The organism is Paucibacter sp. B51 (assembly GCF_027863535.1).
In the GTDB taxonomy this organism is placed as follows: domain Bacteria; phylum Pseudomonadota; class Gammaproteobacteria; order Burkholderiales; family Burkholderiaceae_C; genus Paucibacter_A; species Paucibacter_A aquatilis.
Genome location: NZ_JAPIVN010000001.1, coordinates 1,563,338 through 1,581,390 on the forward strand (window position 1 = coordinate 1,563,338; position 18,053 = coordinate 1,581,390).

14 protein-coding genes and 2 tRNA genes are annotated in these 18,053 nt (G+C 67.5%); 11 read left to right on the plus strand and 5 right to left on the minus strand.

The genetic code is table 11. From position 1 onward, the window contains the following. Positions 1–20: 20 nt before the first annotated feature. On the minus strand, positions 21–374 hold the full coding sequence (locus OOB33_RS06620; RefSeq protein WP_102768347.1) for a hypothetical protein: 354 nt from the start codon (positions 372–374) through the stop codon (positions 21–23). A gap of 350 nt (positions 375–724) precedes the next feature. Here OOB33_RS06620 and OOB33_RS06625 point away from each other — a divergent pair, with 350 nt between their 5' ends. Together OOB33_RS06625 and OOB33_RS06630 are read left to right on the plus strand one after the other, a co-directional pair. Further along, positions 725–1,978, plus strand: a complete 1,254-nt coding sequence (locus OOB33_RS06625) for a glutamate-5-semialdehyde dehydrogenase (RefSeq protein WP_271010021.1) — start codon at positions 725–727, stop codon at positions 1,976–1,978. A 2-nt stretch (positions 1,979–1,980) separates the two neighbouring features. Further along, positions 1,981–4,821 (plus strand): serine/threonine-protein kinase, encoded by a 2,841-nt coding sequence (locus tag OOB33_RS06630; RefSeq protein WP_271008105.1) that lies wholly within the window; start codon positions 1,981–1,983, stop codon positions 4,819–4,821. A 21-nt stretch (positions 4,822–4,842) separates the two neighbouring features. Here the strand turns inward: OOB33_RS06630 and OOB33_RS06635 are convergent, their stop codons facing one another. Both OOB33_RS06635 and OOB33_RS06640 read right to left on the minus strand, forming a co-directional pair. Beyond that, positions 4,843–5,565: a PEP-CTERM sorting domain-containing protein gene (locus OOB33_RS06635; RefSeq protein ID WP_243392792.1), complete on the minus strand. Its 723-nt coding sequence runs from the start codon at positions 5,563–5,565 to the stop codon at positions 4,843–4,845. 129 nt (positions 5,566–5,694) lie between these two features. Further along, on the minus strand, positions 5,695–7,293 hold the full coding sequence (locus tag OOB33_RS06640) for a DUF4139 domain-containing protein (RefSeq protein WP_271008106.1): 1,599 nt from the start codon (positions 7,291–7,293) through the stop codon (positions 5,695–5,697). 141 nt (positions 7,294–7,434) lie between these two features. On the opposite strand from OOB33_RS06640, the gene queC reads away from it, so the two are divergent. Together queC and OOB33_RS06650 are read left to right on the plus strand one after the other, a co-directional pair. After that, positions 7,435–8,172 (plus strand): 7-cyano-7-deazaguanine synthase QueC, encoded by a 738-nt coding sequence (gene queC / locus OOB33_RS06645; RefSeq protein WP_102768344.1) that lies wholly within the window; start codon positions 7,435–7,437, stop codon positions 8,170–8,172. Positions 8,173–8,174: 2 nt separating this feature from the next. After that, positions 8,175–8,738, plus strand: a complete 564-nt coding sequence (locus tag OOB33_RS06650) for a LemA family protein (RefSeq protein WP_102768343.1) — start codon at positions 8,175–8,177, stop codon at positions 8,736–8,738. Between the two features lie 628 nt (positions 8,739–9,366). Here OOB33_RS06650 and OOB33_RS06655 read toward each other — a convergent pair. Beyond that, a complete protein-coding gene (locus OOB33_RS06655; RefSeq protein ID WP_102768332.1) occupies positions 9,367–9,789 on the minus strand; it encodes a BLUF domain-containing protein in 423 nt (140 codons plus the stop codon). A 60-nt stretch (positions 9,790–9,849) separates the two neighbouring features. Continuing rightward, positions 9,850–10,578 (minus strand): GTP cyclohydrolase I, encoded by a 729-nt coding sequence (folE, locus tag OOB33_RS06660; protein ID WP_102768331.1) that lies wholly within the window; start codon positions 10,576–10,578, stop codon positions 9,850–9,852. A 111-nt stretch (positions 10,579–10,689) separates the two neighbouring features. On the opposite strand from folE, the gene rsmB reads away from it, so the two are divergent. The 7 genes from rsmB (at position 10,690) to OOB33_RS06695 (ending at position 18,052) form a co-directional block, all read left to right on the plus strand. Further along, on the plus strand, positions 10,690–12,141 hold the full coding sequence (gene rsmB, locus OOB33_RS06665) for a 16S rRNA (cytosine(967)-C(5))-methyltransferase RsmB (protein WP_271008107.1): 1,452 nt from the start codon (positions 10,690–10,692) through the stop codon (positions 12,139–12,141). 66 nt (positions 12,142–12,207) lie between these two features. Next, the gene (locus tag OOB33_RS06670) at positions 12,208–12,858 is read left to right on the plus strand and encodes a DUF4390 domain-containing protein (protein ID WP_171828163.1); all 651 of its coding nucleotides are present in this window, start codon (positions 12,208–12,210) and stop codon (positions 12,856–12,858) included. Then, complete coding sequence (locus tag OOB33_RS06675) at positions 12,855–15,119, plus strand: sensor histidine kinase (protein ID WP_171828164.1); 2,265 nt, start codon at positions 12,855–12,857, stop codon at positions 15,117–15,119. The genes OOB33_RS06670 and OOB33_RS06675 overlap by 4 nt, the downstream gene beginning before the upstream one ends. Positions 15,120–15,130: 11 nt before the next feature. Further along, on the plus strand, positions 15,131–15,832 hold the full coding sequence (locus tag OOB33_RS06680; RefSeq protein ID WP_102768328.1) for a response regulator: 702 nt from the start codon (positions 15,131–15,133) through the stop codon (positions 15,830–15,832). A gap of 80 nt (positions 15,833–15,912) precedes the next feature. Beyond that, positions 15,913–15,988, plus strand: a tRNA-Phe gene (locus tag OOB33_RS06685). Between the two features lie 85 nt (positions 15,989–16,073). After that, positions 16,074–16,148 (plus strand) — tRNA-Thr (locus OOB33_RS06690). Positions 16,149–16,372: 224 nt separating this feature from the next. Further along, entirely contained in the window at positions 16,373–18,052 is a 1,680-nt protein-coding gene (locus tag OOB33_RS06695) for a FecR family protein (protein WP_271008108.1), read from the plus strand. The last annotated feature ends 1 nt before the right edge of the window (position 18,053 follow it).

Below are 18,053 nucleotides of genomic sequence, written 5' to 3' on the forward strand. Positions count from 1 at the left end.
GCCGGTGGAAGCGCTGTTGCTCAGCGATTGGGCAGGAGGTTCAGGTGGAAGGCCAGGGTCTTTTCCTGATCGCTCTTGCAGCCGGCTTGGCGCAGCGCTGACTGCAAACGTGCCCGCACTTCGATGGGCGTGTTTTCCTGGCGAACCTGGCTGATGCTGTCGCCCTTGACGGTGAACTCGACGCGCGCCAGCGATGCCTCCATCAGCTTGCGGGTGTCACGTTCCAGGGCCTGCTGCAGCTTCTGATCGATCTGCGGGCAGGCTTGGCGAACGGGGCCTAGTTCGTCCTGGCCGGGTACGGCCGCTTGAGCGCCGAAGGCTGCGAGAGCGAGTGCGGACAGAGCGATGCGTGCGGTGGCGGTGACAGTCTTCATGGTGTGGCCTCTTTGCGTTAGGTGCCGACGCCGGCACGGGGTGGTGAGTCGATGGCTTCAATGTAGGAAAGCAAGCGACCGGGCGACAGCGGCCTGCGATGAAGTCCAATATTTGGGCGACGATCTGCAAGCCAGCCCGCATGAACTGCTGCCGGTACAAGATGAAATTTGGTGGTCGTTGCAATTCGGGTAGACCCGGGTGCGAGAGGCGCGCGCGCCGGCTGTGAGGAATGGCATGGGTGTCGATGGAACCTACCTGAAACTGCCGCGTCCGGCACATCGCGGAGAATGGCGCCATGAGCTCGACCCTGCCTTCTCCCGATCTGGCCGCCCAGGATTTGCCCCGCTACATGAGGGCGGTGGGCCAGGCTGCCCGCCAGGCTTCGCGCCGCATGGCTGCCGCCTCCACCGCCGCCAAGAACCAGGCCTTGCTGAGCCTGGCCCGCCGCCTGCGCGAAGCCGGCCCGGCCCTGGCTGCTGCCAACGCCCGCGACCTGAAAGCCGCTGCCGCCGCCGGCCTGGACGGGCCCATGCTGGACCGCCTGAAGCTGAGCCCCGAGGTGATCGAGACCGTGGCCCAGGGCTGCGAGCAGATCGCCGCCATGCCCGACCCGGTCGGTGAGATCAGCGGCCTCAAGCGCCGCCCCAGCGGCATCAGCGTGGGCCAGATGCGCGTGCCCCTGGGCGTGTTCGGCATGATTTACGAGAGCCGCCCCAACGTCACCATCGAGGCGGCCTCCCTGGCCATCAAGAGCGGCAATGCCTGCATCCTGCGCGGCGGCTCCGAGGCGATCCATTCCAACCTCGCCCTGGCCGAGCTGGTGGCGGCCGCCCTGCGCGAGGCCGGCCTGCCGCCCGAGGGCGTGCAGCTGATCGCCAGCACCGACCGCACCGCCGTGGGCCTGCTGATTACGGCGCCCGAGCATGTGGATGTGATCATCCCGCGTGGCGGCAAGGGCTTGATCGAGCGCATCAGCGCCGAGTCCAAGGTGCCGGTCATCAAGCATCTCGATGGCAACTGCCACTGCTATGTCGACGCCGAGGTCGATTTCGACCTGGCCCTGACCGTGGTCATGAACGCCAAGACGCAGAAGTACAGCCCCTGCAATGCCACCGAGTCTCTGCTGGTCCATGCCGAGAGCGCTTCGGATTTCCTGCCCCATATCGGCGCCCTGCTGGCCGAGAAGGGGGTGGAGATGCGCGGCTGCTCGCGCAGCCTGGCCTTGCTGGGCCCCATCCCGGGCGCCGTGATCAAGCCGGCGACCGAAGCCGACTGGAGCGAGGAGTACCTGGCGCCCATCCTCAGCATCAAGGTGGTGGACAGCCTCGATGAGGCCATCGAACACATCAACCGCTACGGCTCGCACCACACCGACGCCATCCTCACCAGCAACCATGGCCATGCCATGCGTTTCCTGCGCGAGGTCGATTCAGCCAGCGTCATGGTCAATGCCAGCACGCGCTTTGCCGATGGCTTTGAATACGGCCTGGGCGCCGAGATCGGCATCTCCACCGACAAGCTCCATGCCCGTGGCCCGGTGGGACTGGAAGGCCTGAGCTCGCTCAAATGGGTGGTGCTGGGCCAGGGCGAAGTGCGCCGCTGAGCATGGGCGACAGCGCCCGCCACACCGAACTGAACCAGCTGCTGCGCCAGGCGCAAGGCCTGGCCGAGGCTGAGCGCGGCCCCTGGTTGGCGGCGCTGGCCGCGCGCGATGCCGCCCTGGCCGCCGAGCTCGCGCAGCGCTTGATCCAGCAGGCCGAGACCCAGTTTCCTGCAGCCGCTGGGCCCGTGCCCCTCAGCGCCATGCCGGTGCTGGACGAGAGGCAGCAAGCGCCTTCACTGAGTGGCCAGCGTATGGGGGCTTGGCAGCTGCTGCGCAAGATCGGCGAGGGCGGCATGGGCCAGGTCTGGCTGGCGCGGCGGGCCGATGGCTTGTACGAGCAGGAGGCCGTGGTCAAGCTGTTGCGCAGCGATCTGCAGCAGGCGCCGCTGTCCCAGCGTTTCGCGCGCGAGCGGGCCGTGCTGGCCCGGCTCAAGCATCCCGGCATTGCGCGCCTGCTCGATGCTGGCATGGCGGACGGTGTGCCCTATCTGGTGCTGGAGTACGTGGCCGGCCGCACGCTCAGCGAGCATGTGCGGGCCGAATGCCCCACGGTCGCCTCACGGGTGGCCTTGCTGATCCGCGTGGCCCAGGCGGTCGAGCATGCCCATGCCCAGTTGGTGGTGCACCGCGACCTCAAGCCTTCGAACGTGATGGTCGGCGCCGAGGGCGACAGCCGGGGCGAGGTCAAGGTGCTGGACTTCGGCATTGCGGGTCTGCTGGATGAAGAGGATCCAGGCCACCTGACCCGCGTAAGCGGCCGTGGCCTGACCTTGTCGTATGCCGCACCCGAGCAGCTCAGCGGCACGCCGGTCGGCGTGGCGGCCGATGTCTACTCGCTCGGCGTGCTGTTGTTCGAGATGCTGTCCGGCCGCCTGCCCTTTTACAACGCCGGCAGCAGCCGCACGGCCATCGAGCATGCTTTGCTGCACCAGGACGCGCCGCGGCTCGGGCCCTTGCTGGCCCAGGCTTTGGCCGAAGATGCGCCGGAGGGCGCCCGCCCGCTCGACGCCGAGCGCGCCCGCGGCGACCTGGAGGCCATCGTCGCCAAGGCCTTGCGCAAGCTGCCCGAGGAGCGCTACCCGGCCGTGAGCGCCTTGGTCGAAGACCTGACGCGCTGGCTCCAGCATCGCCCGGTCAGCGCCCGCCGCGAGGACTGGCGCCATCGCCTGCGGCTCTGGATGCGCCGCAATGCCCTGGCTGCCTCGCTGTCGGGCGGTCTGGCCGTGGCCGTGCTGCTGGGCCTGGGCGTCAGCCTGGATCAATGGCGCCGCGCGCAGGCGGCGGCCCATGAATCCGATCAGGTGACGCTGTACCTGACGGATCTGCTGGGCAGTGCCAGCCCCGATGTCCATGGCGGGCAGGCGCCCACGGTCATGGATCTGCTGGAGAAAAGCCGCAGCGAGATCGCAGGCAAATTCCAGGACCAGCCCCGCATCAAGGCGCGCCTGCTGGCCACACTGGCCGAAACCTACGGCGCCCTGGACCGCTACGACCTGGCCGCACCGCTGGCGCGTGAGTGGGTGGCGCTGATGGTTCAGCTCTACGGGGAAGACGACGAGCGCACCGTGGCGGCCCATATCAAGCTGGCCCAAATTTATGTGCCGACGGGCCCGCACGATTTGGTGGTGGCCGAGCTGGAGCCTCTGCGCGAGCGCGTGGCGCGCTTGCATGGCCCCAAATCCGATCCCATGCGCGAGCTCTACTACGCGCTGGCCAATGGCTATATGAAGACCGGCCGCCTGGCCGAGGCCAAGCTGGCCTTGGATCAAGCCGGCGAGTTGGTGCGGCTGCTCTACCCGGAGGGCCACTTCTATCGAACCTTCCACCACATGGTGGAGGCGGTTCGCCTGTCCGGCGTGGGGCGCATCAGCGAGGCCCTCGCCCAGCTGCGCCTGACCGAGCCGGCCTTGCAGAACCCGCCCAAGGAGAACCTGCGCCATGTGCTGGCCATCCGGCGCAACATCCTGACCATGGAGATCCGTGCGGGCCTGTACGACGGTGTGGAGGCGCGTGCGCAGGCCTTGGGCGAGGAGATGGACCAGCTGCATGGTCGGGGCAATTCCATGCGCGCCTTCATGTACCCGGAGATTGCGCGTTACCACCACGACCGCGCTGAGTACGCGCAGGCCCTGGCCGCCCGTCTGGCCTTCAACACCCAAGGCAATGGCGCCCCCTTCAATGCCCGGACGGCGGCCAAGGCCTCGCTGTTGCTGGCGCGCGCCCAGGCGGGGGAGTCGCCCGCGACCACCTTGCGCCAGGACGCCCGCGCCCTGCTGGAGGAAGTGGACCGGGTGCGTGAGCAGATGGGTGTGAGCCGGGCCGAGGCCTGGCTGGCCCTGGCGCGCAGCGGCCTGGTGCTGGGTGACCTGGATTTGGCGGCGGATGCTGTCGCCCGCCTGCGCGGCGATGCCGACCTGCATCTGGAGCGCGATCTGTGGCTGGAGAGCCGGGTCGCCCAGGTCGAGGGCGCGCTGCTGCGCGCCCGCGGCGATCTGGCCGGCAGCCGCCGCCTGCTGGAGCGCCGTGTGGCCTTGCTGGAGACCAGCCCCGACCGCCAGCTGCCGCCGCTCTGGCAGGCTCGCCTCGACCTGGCGCTGACCCTGGTGATGATGGGCGCCCCCGATGCGGCCGCCGCGCTGGCCGCAGCGCGCGAGGCCCGCCCGCCGCAAATGCCGGCCGGTCATCCTTTCGATGCCTTGCTGTCGCTGATGCAAGCGCAGCTGGATGCACCGGCCAGCGACAGCCCCGCCGCCCGCCAGGCGCGGAGCGCTTTGAAAGCGGGCCTGCAAAAAAACGCCGCCCATCCGCCCGAGATTCGGGCGGACCTGGGCGGCTGGTTCTGAGCCCGTGGTCTGGGGCCGAGCTCAGGCCGTGGCGCGGCGGCGGCGGGCCAGGCCCAGCACACCGGCCAGCCCCAGGCCCATCAAGGCGTAGCTGCTGGGTTCGGGCACGGCAGTGACGGTGCGGGTGAAGCCGCAAGTGGCCCAGTCACCACTCTCGCAGCTCGATGCGATGACGGGCTGGTTGGCGGAATACAGCGTTCGGCCCAGGGCATCCACGCCGGTGTACTGCAGCGTCATCGAGGTCTGGTAGAGATTGACGGTGCCTTCCGGTGCGCCACCTGCCTTCGGCGTGAAGCGGCCAAACAGGTAGTCGTAGCTTTGGCCGGGGGCCAGATTGAAGTGATTCTGGTAGGTGGGCCCCGGCAGTTGCGGGTTGTAAATCGTGGCGAATTGGAAGTCGTAGCCCATGAACTCGCTGCCCGACACCGTCATCGAGGCGCTGATGAAGACACTGTCAATCCGCGCAAAAGTGGCCGGGGTGTTGGTGCCTGTGATCGGGTCGTGGTAGACGCCTTCGGGCGACAAATCTCCGGGCGAAATGCCCGTGAGTGGATAGCTGGAGAAGGTGAACGCCGGGGAGTCTGCGTCCAGCGTAAGCCGAACCCAGATGTCAATGGCCTCGGTCGTGCTGACCGTGCCCTTGGGCTGCAAGAACGTCAGGCTGCCTCGGGGCAGCTCGGCCCAGGCCGCGTGGCTCGCCATGAGGCAGGCAGCGGCAATCAACTTGAAGGTGTGCGTTTTCATGGGTTCCTCCCCCCGAACTTTGATACGAGCGAGTGTCTCCGGAGCGAATTGCCGCTGTCACTCGCAGTTACCCTAGCCGCCCCGCGTATGAGGGATTCTTCACTTTTGCCTCGGGTCTGGCCTCGTGATTCAGCGCAATCCGCTCACCCGCGCGTCCTTGGGTGTGCTGATCAGATACTCGGCCGTGAAGCGCTGGCTCTGGCCAGGCGCCAATTGCAGCTGCCACGCGACCACGCCGGGCAGCTGTTTCCAGCGCTGCTGGCTCGGCTGCGGGTTGAACTGGGTTTGCACCTTGATGTCCTCATGCTGGGCCACGGGCGAGGGCTCGATCAGCTGTAGCTGGATGGGCTGGCGGTGCAGGTTCTCGACCAGGTAGGCGCGGCGGATCTTCTGCTCGTTGCGGCTGCCGATGAAGCCGCGCTCGGCTCCGTCTTTCTGCGGCGGCTCCACCGCCACGCGCAGCAGCTCGTCGCGGCCGAAGAAGAGCTCCAGCTTTTCCTCGCTGCCCAGCTGCAGCTGGCTGTTGCCGATGAAGGCCCCGTCGCGGAAGAGCTGCAGCGCGCCGGCCGGCCAGCTGCCGCTGGGGCGGTTCAGCTCGGCCAGCAGATAGGCCTGGCGGTCTTGCTGGGGCTGCACGCGAGCGAACACCTGGGCTGTCATCTTTTCGCTGCCGAGTGCGAAGCTGACGCGCTGGCCGTCGCTGCTGATGGAGACGCGCCCCGGAACCTCGAACTCCGCGGCGTACTCGCCCTGCTGAGTGCTGATGTCGAAGCTGGGAAGGGCTGGGGCTTCATCCGCGCTCCGATTCGATTTGAAGGCCGGCGCGGGCGCTGCCATGAGCGGCGCGGCCATGCGAGAGCCAGTTACTTGAAGCTCCTGAGCGGCGATCGGCGGCAGGATGTCCAGGGTCCAGGGGTAGGGCGGGGGCAGGCCGCTCTGGCTGCGCGGCGTGCTGGTGCTCAGGCGCAATTGCACAACACTCCAATCCTCGCCGCTGGTCTGCGCCACCTGGGCCAGACGCTCCAGGCGCAGCTGCTGCCCCTGGGTGTCGAGATGAGCGCGGTAGATGGGGGTCCAGCCCGCTTGATTGAGACGGTAGCTCAGGCGCAGTTCGCCGGCGCGAGCGGCGGCCAGGTTGATGCGCACGCTGCGCAGCTGCGGGTTCGCTTGAATCAGACGGTCGCGCTCTGCTTGCAGAGGGCTCAGCTTTTCGTCGAGGTCCTGTAGTCGTCGCGCGAGCTGATGTTTGCGCAGCCAAGTTTCCTGGCCGCCACGCTTGAGGGCCTCCAAGGTACTGGTGATCGGTGCTGGTGCAGACTTGCCGTCACCCGCCCCACCGTAGCTTTTGAGAAAGCCAAGGGCCAAGTCCTGCGCTTCGCTTTCGGCGTTGATGCTGGCGCGCTGGTCCTCCAGCTCTCGAATGCGGGTGTCCAGCGGGCTGCTGTGGCACTCGGGAACGCGAACACGATCCAATGTCTGGATGCTGATCTCGCCAATTTGGATGCCGGCATCGGCTTGCACTTGCAAGGAGTCCGCCTCGAAGCGGGCGGGTAGGCAGTGAATCACGAGCTCGCGCGCGCCGGCGGCCACGTTGGCCGTGCGCTGCACCGTGGCGCCGCCCGGGTAGACCAGAACCTGGCTGATGGGCGCCGATGCGGGTGCCGCCTGCGCCGCAATGGCATAGGGCAGCAGAACGCCAAGCAGGCGTGAGGCAATGGAGGTTTTCATGAGCGCTTGTCCAGGAGTGCGTGTAGCTGCGAGCTTAGCGCGGGGGGGGCGATGTCGGGCCGTTTCCTGGCGCGGGGCGACCCTGGCACACTGGTGGGCATTGTTTGCCGCCACCGTGCGGTGCTTTCCGAGTTGTCACGCATGAACCTCCCGACGCCGCCCCAAGCGCACACCGAACGCAAAGCCCTGGTCCTGTTCTCCGGCGGCCAGGATTCCACCGCCTGCCTGGCCTGGGCCCTGAATCGCTATGCCGCGGTCGAGACTTTGGGCTTTGACTATGGCCAGCGCCACCGGGTCGAGCTGGAATGCCGCCAGACCGTGCGCCGCGAGCTGGCGGCGCAGTTCCCGGCCTGGGCCGCCAAGCTGGGCGAAGACCATGTGCTGGACCTGAGCCTGTTGAGCCAGATCTCCAGCACCGCGCTGACCGAAGATCGCGCCATCGAGATGCAGGCCAATGGTCTGCCCAACACCTTTGTGCCGGGCCGCAACCTGCTCTTCCTGACCTTCGCCGCCACCCTGGCCTACCGCCGCGGTGCCTCGGTGCTGGTCGGCGGCATGTGCGAGACCGATTACTCGGGCTACCCCGACTGCCGCGACAACACGCTCAAGGCCTTGCAGGTGGCCCTGAGCCTGGGCCTGGACACGCCGATGACGCTGGAAACCCCGTTGATGTTCATCACCAAGGCCCAGACCTGGGCCCTGACCGAATCGCTGGGCGGCGCTGCACTGAACGAGCTGGTGGTCGAGCACACCCACACCTGCTACCTGGGCGAGCGCAGCCAGCGCCACGCCTGGGGCTATGGCTGCGGCAGCTGCCCGGCCTGCGAGCTGCGCGCGCGCGGGCATGATGAGTTTCTTGCCTTGAAGGCCGGAGCCTGAACATGGAGCCGACCGACACGGGCTGGAGTTGGGGTTGGGCCGGCTGGGGGCTGGCCGCCATGCTGTTGTTCTGGGCCATTGGCGCCTACAACCGGGTCATGAGCTTGCGCAACGCGATCGCGGTGGCCTTTGCTCAGCTGGACACCCATATGAGCGCGCGTGCCAGCGTCTGCGCCGAATTGCTCGCTGTGCTGCGCCCGCTACTGCCCAATGAGCAGGCCACCTTCGACGCCCTGGATGCTGCCCAGCAGGAGGTGCAAACCGCCTTGCAGGCCGTGCGCGCCCGGCCCTATGCCGGTGACCCGGTCGCCAGCCTGGGTGTAGCCAGTGCCGTGCATGCCGCAGCTTTGACGCGGCTGATGTCCATGCTGGAACACCACGCCGAGCTGCGCGAGCACCCCGAACTGTTCGCCCAGGTGGACGAACTCAAGATGATCGAGCGCCAACGTTCCTTCACCCGACAGGTTTTCAACCAGGCGGTGGGCGCCTACAACGAAGCCATCATCCAGTTCCCGACGCGGGTGCTGGCCAGCTTTTACGGCTTTCGGGAGGCGCGCTCGCTCTGAACGTGAATTTGGGGCTGGTTGGATACAGCATATTGCGAACCCTTGTGGTGCCGATCGCTCCCGCTGCGGTGGCTCGGCCCGCCGCCGGGCTCATGGTTCGCGGGTCGGCTCTTTGAGCCGACTCCCCTCGGTGCTCACTGCGCGGCTCAGCGGCGCCAAACTCCCTCCGTTCGCTGCGCTCACTGTGGTCAAACAGTGGCGCCGAGTCAGAGCTTGAAGCGCGTGAGTACACGCGCCTGAGCCGCTCCGCTGTGCCCTCGGCCGCGCACAAATCGCCCGTCGGCAGGCCGAGCCACCTCCGGGGGGGCGTGTTCCACCGTTGATGAGGCACATCGACCGCGATGCAAGCGCCCTGCAGCCCGTGCCGCTGCCGGGCGATTTGTGAAGGGCCGAGCAGCACAGCGCCTCGGGGCGCGCGCGTACTCGCGCGCTTCAAGTTCTGACTTGGCGCTTCTGTCTGAACGAAGCGAACGCAGGGAGCGAAGTGAGTTATGCGCCAGCCCCGAGGTGCGAGCAGCGCAGGGAAGTCGGCCCGACAGGGCTGACCCCGGAACCATGAGCCCGGTGGCGGCGCGGGCTGCAGGGCCTCACGAGAAAACCGAGAGACTGCACTGTGCCGAACGCCGCCTCAGCTGCAGACGATGGCGCCCGAGCTGACCAGCTCGTGGAACAGGGCCATCAAGGCGCGGCCGCTCATGCGGTAGGGGTCGAGCTTGGCGGTTTCGGAGTACTTGAGCACCAGGCCGGGGTTGAGGCGCTGCAGATTCACCTGGCCCATGGACCAGCCGGCGAATTCCCGCTCGCCCACCTCTTCATAGCTGAGCAGGATCACATCGTGGTGGCGGTTGTCGCTGACGATGCGCTTGTAGCGGGCGTTGATGGCATCGCGGCCGCCTTCCAGCACCTGCATGAAGATGCCGTCGGTGTAGCAGAGCAGGCCGGTGATGCCTTCGGCGGGGTTGTGCTCGCGCGACTGTTTCAGGATGGTGCTGAGCTCGGCATCGCCCATGGGGCTGTGGGCGCGGCTGGCGTAGAGAAGACGAACTAGCATGGGGAGGGCTCCGGTGGGGCTGACGCCGGCGCTGTGCTCGACGTCTTCGACGGTTTCGACTTACTTCTTGCTCAGCAAGGACAGGAATTCGCGGCGCAGATTCGGGTCTTTGAGGAAGGCACCGCGCATCACGCTGTTGGTCATCTTGGTTTCCGTGTCCTTGACCCCGCGCCAGTGCATGCAGAAGTGATCGGCTTCCATGACGATGGCCAGGCCGTCCGGCTGCACGCGTTCCTGCAACTCGTTGGCCAGCATGGTGACGGCCTCTTCCTGGATCTGCGGGCGGCTCATGATCCAGTCGCAGATGCGGGTGTACTTGGACAGGCCGATCAGGTTGGAGTGTTCGTTGGGCAGCAGGCCGATCCAGACCCGGCCCATGATGGGGCAGAGGTGGTGCGAGCAGGCGCTGCGGACGGTGATGGGGCCCACGATCATCAGCTCGTTGAGCCGGGTGAAATTGGGGAACTCGGTGACCGGCGGCATGGGCACGTAGCGGCCCTTGAAGACCTCGCGCACAAACATCTTGGCCACGCGCTTGGCAGTGTCCTGGGTGTTGTGGTCGCTGTCGGTGTCGATCACCAGGGCGCGCAGCACCTCCTGCAGCTTGGCCTGGACCTCGGCCTGGATCTCGTCCAACTCGCCGTCCTTGATGAAGTCGGCGATGTTGTCATTGGCGTGGTGGCGGCAGCCAGCGCCGACCAGGCGGTAGCGCACGCGCTCCGAGGCGGGCAGCTCGGCCAGCTCGCGCTCGTCGCGGGGAGTGGGGTTTGCAGGCAGGACGCCGGTCATGGGGTGTTCTCGCTGTTCGGTGCAATGGGGCATTGTGTCCGGATTGCAAAGTCCTTGCAGTGCCAGGTCTTGCCTGCCGGCTTGGAGGGCCTGCTCCCCTACACTGAAGCGGTGAGCCCGACTGCGAAAACATCCTCTGTTGCTTCCTCTTCCCCCGCCCCGGCCAAGCTGGCGCCACCGCTGCACAAATTGCTGCTCCAGGTGGCGGACGCCGTGCAAGCCGTGCGAGCGGGGCGTTCGCTGACCGAGCTGCTGGCGCAATGCCCGGCCGAGCTGCGTCCAGGCACCCAATCCTTGAGCTTTCATGTGTTGCGCCATCTCGGCGCGGCCGAGGCGTTGCGCGCCGTGCTGGCGCCGAAGAGCCCGCCGCCCAAGGTCGAGGGCCTGCTGCTGACGGCCCTGGCCTTGCTGTGGGATCAGGGCGGTGGCCCTGGTTCCGCACCGTATGCCGATCACACCGTCGTGGACCAGGCTGTCAGCGCGGTGCGCAAGCGCATGCCGGCCAGCGCCGGCTTCGTCAACGCGGTCTTGCGCCGTTTTTTGCGCGAACGTGCCGACCTGCAAGCCCAGGTGACCGCGGCCGAAGCCGGCCCGGCCGGCGAGGTGGCCCGCTACAACCACCCGCGCTGGTGGATCGAAAAGCTGAAGGCCGATTGGCCCGAGGTCTGGGACCAGCTGCTCCTGGCCAACAACAGCCACCCACCCATGACCTTGCGCGTCAATGCGCGCCAGGGCAGCGCGGCGGAGTATTTGCAGCGCTTGCAAGAGGCCGGCATCGCCGCCCGGGCCCTGGGCCCGCTGGCGCCGCAGGCCCTGGTGCTGGAGCGCGCTGTGCCGGTCAGCAGCCTGCCGGGTTTTGCCGAGGGCGCGGTGTCGGTGCAGGATGCGGCCGCTCAACTGGCCGGCCCGCTGACTGTGCTCGCACAGGACGGCCTGCCGGCCCTGGCCGCCGGCGCGCGTGTGTTGGACGCCTGCTCGGCTCCGGGCGGCAAGACGGCGCATTTGCTGGAGCTGGCCGATCTGGATCTGCTGGCCCTGGACAGTGACGCCCAGCGACTGAGCCGGGTTCAGGACAATTTGCAGCGACTGGGCCAGCAGGCTCAGCTCAAGGCCGTGGACGCACGCGACACGGCCTCCTGGTGGGATGGACGGCTTTTCGATGCCATCCTGCTCGATGCGCCCTGCAGCGCCTCCGGAATCGTCCGCCGCCATCCCGATGTGCGCTGGCTGCGCCGGCCGAGTGACATCGCCCAGCTGGCTGCCATCCAGGCGCAGTTGCTGGACGCGCTCTGGCCCCTGCTCAAACCGGGCGGGCGTCTCGTCTACGCGACCTGTTCCCTGTTCAAGGCCGAGGGGGAGCAGCAGGTCGATGCATTTTTGCAACGCCAATCCGACGCCTTGCGCCCCGCGCTGCAGGCAGTCACCGGACACCTGCTGCCGCTCGCACACAATGGGGCGCCGCCGGACGGGGCCTCGCCCGACGCATCTGCGTCAGCTTCACCAGGCACCGAGGCTTTGTTCGACGGGTTCTTCTACGCTGTGCTGAGCAAGCGGGCCGCCTGAGCCCGGCGTGCCCGGCACTCCCGCCCTGGATTCCTTGGTTCTTATCGCGCCTTCGCCCTCTTGCTCTTGAGTTCGCCCGCCCCCGTTCACCGCTGCAGCCTCCAGCCCAAGCCCGCCTCGGCGGCTTGGCAACTGCTGTGCCACTTCGGCGCGGCGCTGCTCATGGCCGTCTGCCTGGCGCTGGTCGCCCCGGCGGCGCGGGCCGAGGGGGTGGATCTGACTGGCATCTCCACCAGCCGAACGGAAGAGGGCTTGGACTTGAGTTTCAGCACCCGTTTCGAGCTGCCGCGTGCGGCCGAGGATGCGCTGATGAAGGGCGTGTCGCTCTATTTCGTGGCCGAGGTCTCCTTGCAGCGCAAGCGCTGGTACTGGCGCGACGCTCGGGTGTCCAAGGTGTCACGTGGCTGGCGTCTGTACTGGTATGCGCTGACGCGCCAGTACCGGGTCAGCTCCGGTGGTCTGACGCAGAGCTTCAACAACCTGCCCGACGCCCTGGCCTCGCTGCGCGGGGTCTCGGGCTGGCGCATTGCCGAGGCGCGCGAGCTGGAAGAAGACGGCAACCACTATCTTGAGTTTGCCTACCGGCTCGACACCTCACAGCTGCCCAAACCGATGCAGATCGGGCTCAGCGCTGGCCAGGGCTGGAACCTGGGGGTTGAACGAGTCTTCGGCCTGAATCCGGATTTCAGCCCTCGTACCTCTGCTCCCGCACCATGAGCAAGAAGGCGCGTTGGGCCTGGATCATCGCCCTGGTGATCATCACCGGCATTTGTGGTGTGCTGGCCTTTTTGCTGTCCATCGGCGCCACCAGCCAGCGCGGCTTTTTCGAGCGCCACTATGTCTGGCTGTTCTGGCTCAATGCCTGCGTGGCGGCCCTGCTGCTGCTGGTGATCGTGGGCGCGGCCGGTCGCTTGTTCCTGCGGGTGCGCAGCGGCAAGTTCGGCAGCCGGCTGCTGATGAAGCTGGCCGGCATCTTTGCCTTGGTGGGCATGGTGCCGGGTCTGTTGATCTACGGCGTGTCCTACCAGTTCGTCAATCGCAGCATCGACAGCTGGTTCGATGTGCGCCTGGCCTCGGCCCTGGAGGCAGGTCTGAACCTCGGCCGCGGCACGCTGGATGGCCTGGTCAACGACCTCGGCAACCGCACCCTGGATGCCGCCGAGCGCCTGGGCGAGGCGGGCAGCCTGCCCCAGCCTCTGGTGCTGGAGCGGCTGCGCGAGCAGCTCAGCGCTCGCACCGTGGCCTTGGTGGCCAGCAATGGCCAGATCCTGCTGTCGGTTGGCGGCGATACCAGCTCGCTGGTGACCGATCGGCCGGCCGAAGCCTTGTTGCGCCAGGCGCGCAACACGCGGGTGGTCAGCCATCTCGAAGGTTTGGAAGACGAGGCCCTGGCCCTGCAAGGCCAGGCCCGCATCCGCGCCATCGCCCAGCTGCCCAATGTCGATCTGCGCTTGGGCCTGGTCAGTTCGACCGAGCGCTTTCTGATGGTGGTGCAGCGGGTGCCCGCCCCGGTGCTGGCCAATGCCTTGGCGGTGCAGAACGCCAGCAGCGAGTACCAGCAGCGCGCGCTCGAGCGCGATGGCCTGCGCCGCATGTACCTTGGCACCCTGACCCTGGTGCTGGTGCTGGCGGTGTTCGCGGCGGTGCTGATCGCCGTGGCTTTCGGCAATCAGCTGGCGCGGCCTCTGCTGCTGTTGGCCGATGGCGTGCGACAGGTGGCCCAGGGTGACCTCAGCCGCAAACCCATGCTGAGCTCGCGCGATGAGCTGGGGGGGCTGACCCGCTCGTTCGCCGACATGACCGAGCAGCTCTCCGAGGCGCGCGCCATGGTCGAGCGCAGCGTGGCGCAGCTGGAAAGCGCCCGCACCCATTTGCAAACCATCCTCGACAACCTGACGGCCGGGGTGATCGTGTTCGATGCCGAGCGCCGCATCGACACCGTCAACCCCGGCGCCACCCGCATCTTGCGCCTGCCGCTGTCGGTCTACCAAGGCCGGCCGTTGGGCGAGGTGCCCCATCTCGAGGCGTTTGCCGAAGCGGTGTGGCAGCGCTTCGAACAGGTCAACCCCGAGAACGGCGAGCGTGACCATTGGCAGGATGCTTTTGAGCTGCAGCTCGATGCCAGCCACGATGTGCTGACCCTGCTGGTGCGTGGCGCGCCGCTGCCGCAAGGTGCGCGGCTGATGGTGTTCGACGACATCTCCGAGGTGGTCTCGGCCCAGCGCTCGGCCGCCTGGAGTGAGGTGGCGCGACGCCTGGCCCATGAGATCAAGAACCCCTTGACCCCCATCCAGCTCTCGGCGGAGCGCTTGCAGCACAAGCTGGAGGCCAAGCTCGAGGGCGCCGATCAAGCCATGCTGGTGCGCTCGGTCGCCACCATCGTCAACCAGGTGCAGTCCATGAAGCAGCTGGTCAATGAGTTCCGCGACTACGCCCGCCTGCCCTCGGCCCAGCTCAAGGCTCTGGATCTGAACGCCTTGGTGGCCGAGGTGCTCACGCTGTACGCAGAGGCGCAGGAGCAGGGGCGCTTGCGCGCCGAACTGGCGCCCGAGGCCAGCCGCATCCTCGGCGACCCAACCCAGCTGCGCCAGGTCATCCACAACTTGGTTCAGAATGCGCTCGACGCCGTGCAAGAGCAGCCCGACGGGCTGGTCCTGGTGCGTACGCAGCAGGCCTTCACCGAGGCCGGCGAGCCCCGCTCCCTGCGCTTGCAGATCACCGACAACGGCCCGGGCTTCGCGGAGAAAGTGCTCAAGCGCGCTTTCGAACCCTATGTGACCACCAAGTCCAAGGGCACCGGCCTGGGGCTGGCGGTGGTCAAGAAAATCGCCGACGAGCATGGCGCGCGCATCCGCGTCAGCAACCAGCATGAGCAGGGCGACGAGGCGCAAGCGGTGACCGGGGCGCAAGTTTCGTTATCATTTTCAAAACTCGCGACTGCAGCAGCCGATGCGGGCTCTGCTGAAAAGCCCCATTGAACTAGGACTCCATGGCAACAATTCTTGTAGTCGACGACGAGCTGGGCATACGCGCTCTGCTCTCTGAAATCCTCAGCGACGAGGGTCACACGATCGAATTGGCGGAAAACGCCGCGCAAGCGCGCGCCGTGCGCGAGCGCATGCGTCCGGACCTGGTGCTGCTGGACATCTGGATGCCTGACGTCGACGGCATCACCTTGCTCAAGGAATGGGGCGGCGCCGGCTTGCTGACCATGCCGGTCATCATGATGAGTGGCCATGGCACCATCGACACCGCGGTCGAGGCGACCAAGTTCGGCGCCATCGCCTTCCTGGAAAAACCGATCACGCTGCAGAAGCTGCTGCGCGCCGTCGAGCAGTCCCTGGTCAAGGCCGCGCCGCGCCCCGCACCGGCCGTGGGCCTGCCCAGCAGCTACAGCCGCAGCAATGAGCTGACGCCGCAGTACGTGGCGCCGAGCAGCCACAACGTCATGCCCCAAAGCAGCCTGCCGTCAGCAGGCCTGGCCTCGGAACAAAGCTTCGAGCTCGACCGCCCGCTGCGCGAGGCGCGCGATGCCTTCGAGAAGAGCTACTTTGAGTTCCACCTGGCCAAGGAGAACGGCTCCATGACCCGTGTGGCCGAGAAAACCGGCCTCGAGCGCACCCACCTCTACAGAAAATTGAAACAATTAGGGGTGGACCTCAGCAGAAATAAGCGCGGAGCTGGAATTTAGTGCTATAGTCGTGGTCTTCGCTGATTTGAAGAGCTTTTCGAAGCGCAGCAAGCCAGCGAAGACGCCGTCGTCAAGACAGCGGCCTGGTAGCTCAGTTGGTAGAGCAGCGGATTGAAAATCCGCGTGTCGGTGGTTCGATTCCGCCCCAGGCCACCAAATACCAGACACAAGCCCATCGCCTCGGTGGGCTTTTGTTTTTCCGGCCCGGCTTGGGCCGGACGCAGCTGGAGCCGATCCAACTGCCCATGTGGCTCAGTGGTAGAGCACTCCCTTGGTAAGGGAGAGGTCACGCGTTCGATCCGCGTCATGGGCACCATCAAGGCCACGCCCTTCAAAGCCCGTCCTGGTTTGTGACGGGCTTTTTGCGTTCTGGGCATGACATGGGGCATCGCCCTGTCCCGCCCCGTCCCAGCTTGACACGCCCGCCGCGCGGCGCCGCCTCTCTGCCCCCGGGCCTTTCCTGTCCAGGGCGTGCATGGCTTTTGGCTACCATGCCGCCAACAAGGACGCTGATGGCCGCTTGGGCCAGGGAGAAGGCGCATGCAACACACCATCCAATGCAGTGGCCGCCTCCGCCAGCTTGCCGCGGCCTTGGCGTTTGGCCTCTTGGCCCCGGCCGCCGCGCCCGTGCTGGCGCGTGGCTCGGCCCAGCCGATATCGGCGCCCGTGGAGGCTGACAGCGACTGGCACTACAGCATTCAGCCTGGCGACACCTTGATCGGCCTGACCGAGCGCTACCTCCAGCCCGGCCGCCATTGGCGCGATCTGCAGCGCCTCAACCGGGTGGCCGATCCTTTGCGCCTGTCGCCGGGTGGCGTCTTGCGCATGCCCCTGGCCTGGCTCAGCCGCGAGGCCAGCGTGGCCCAGACGGTGTTCGTGCAGGGTCAGGTCACGCTGCAGCGCAGTGGCCAGGCCGAGCAGCGCCTGGCGGCCGGGCAGGAATTGCGCAGCGGGGACCGGCTGCGCAGCGCGGCCCAGTCCTCGGCGACCTTGCGCTTTGTCGATGGTTCCCGCCTGCTCATCCCGTCGCTCAGCGATCTCAGCCTGGAGCAACTGCTGGTCTACGGCCGCAGCGCCATTCCCTCGGTGCAGCTGCGTCTGCACGAGGGCGGGGCCGACAGCCAGGTCACGCCCACGGGCGGCCGCGTGCCGCACTACGAGATCCGCACCCCGCATGTGAACCTGGGCGTGCGCGGCACCGAGTTTCGTGTGCATCTGCAGGCCGAATCGGCGCGCATGGAGGTGCTGGAGGGACGGGTCACGGCCGACAGCAGTGGCCATGCCTCGCTGGCGGTGCCCGCCGGCATGGGCATGGTGGCTGAGGGGCGGAGCAAACCGCAGGCCGCGCCCTTGCTGAGCGCGCCGGCCCTGCCGGCCGAGCTGCCCGTGGTGGAGCGCCTGCCACTGCGCCTGCGCTGGCCGGCGCACCCAGGCGCGCGTGCTTACCGGGCGCAGCTGTTTGCCGAGGGTGACTTCAGCCGCTTGCTGCTCGATCACCGCGGCAGCGAGCCCGAGCTGAGCTGGGAGGAGCTGCCCCCCGATGGGCGCTACCGCCTGCGCCTGCGCGCCATCGATGCGCTCGGCCTGGAGGGCCAGGCCAGTGAGCGCCTGCTGCAGATCCAGGCCCGGCCCGAGCCGCCGTTCAGCCAGGCGCCGATGGCCGATGCCCGGCTCTACGGTGAACAGCTCGAGTTCCGCTGGACGCGCAACAGCGCCGCCCAGGCCTACCGCCTGCAGGTCGCGCGAGATGTCGAGTTCCGCGAGCTGCAACTGGACCAGACCGGCATCGCCAACATCAGCCACAACGTTCGCCTGCCCCATGGTCGTTACCACTGGCGCCTGGCCTCGCTGCAGGGTGAGGCGCGCGGCCCCTTCGGCGACGGCCAGGCCTTCGAGCTGCGGCCGCTACCGCCCAGCCCGGAGCCGGCCGAAGCCGAGGTCGCTGGCGAGCAGCTGAACCTGCGCTGGCGTGCCTCCGCCGGTGTGACGCGTTATGAGCTGCAATGGGCGCAGGACGTGGCCTTCAGCCAGGGCCTGCAGAACTTCAGCAGCGAGACCCCGGGCCTGAGCCTGGCGCGCCCGAGCCCCGGTCGCTATTTCTTGCGTGTGCGCGGCCTGGACGAGCTTGGCCAGCCCGGCCCCAACGGGCAGGTGCAGGAGATCGAGGTGCCCTACCCGCGCTGGCTCTGGCTGCTGCCCTTGCTGCTGCTGGGGCTGTGAT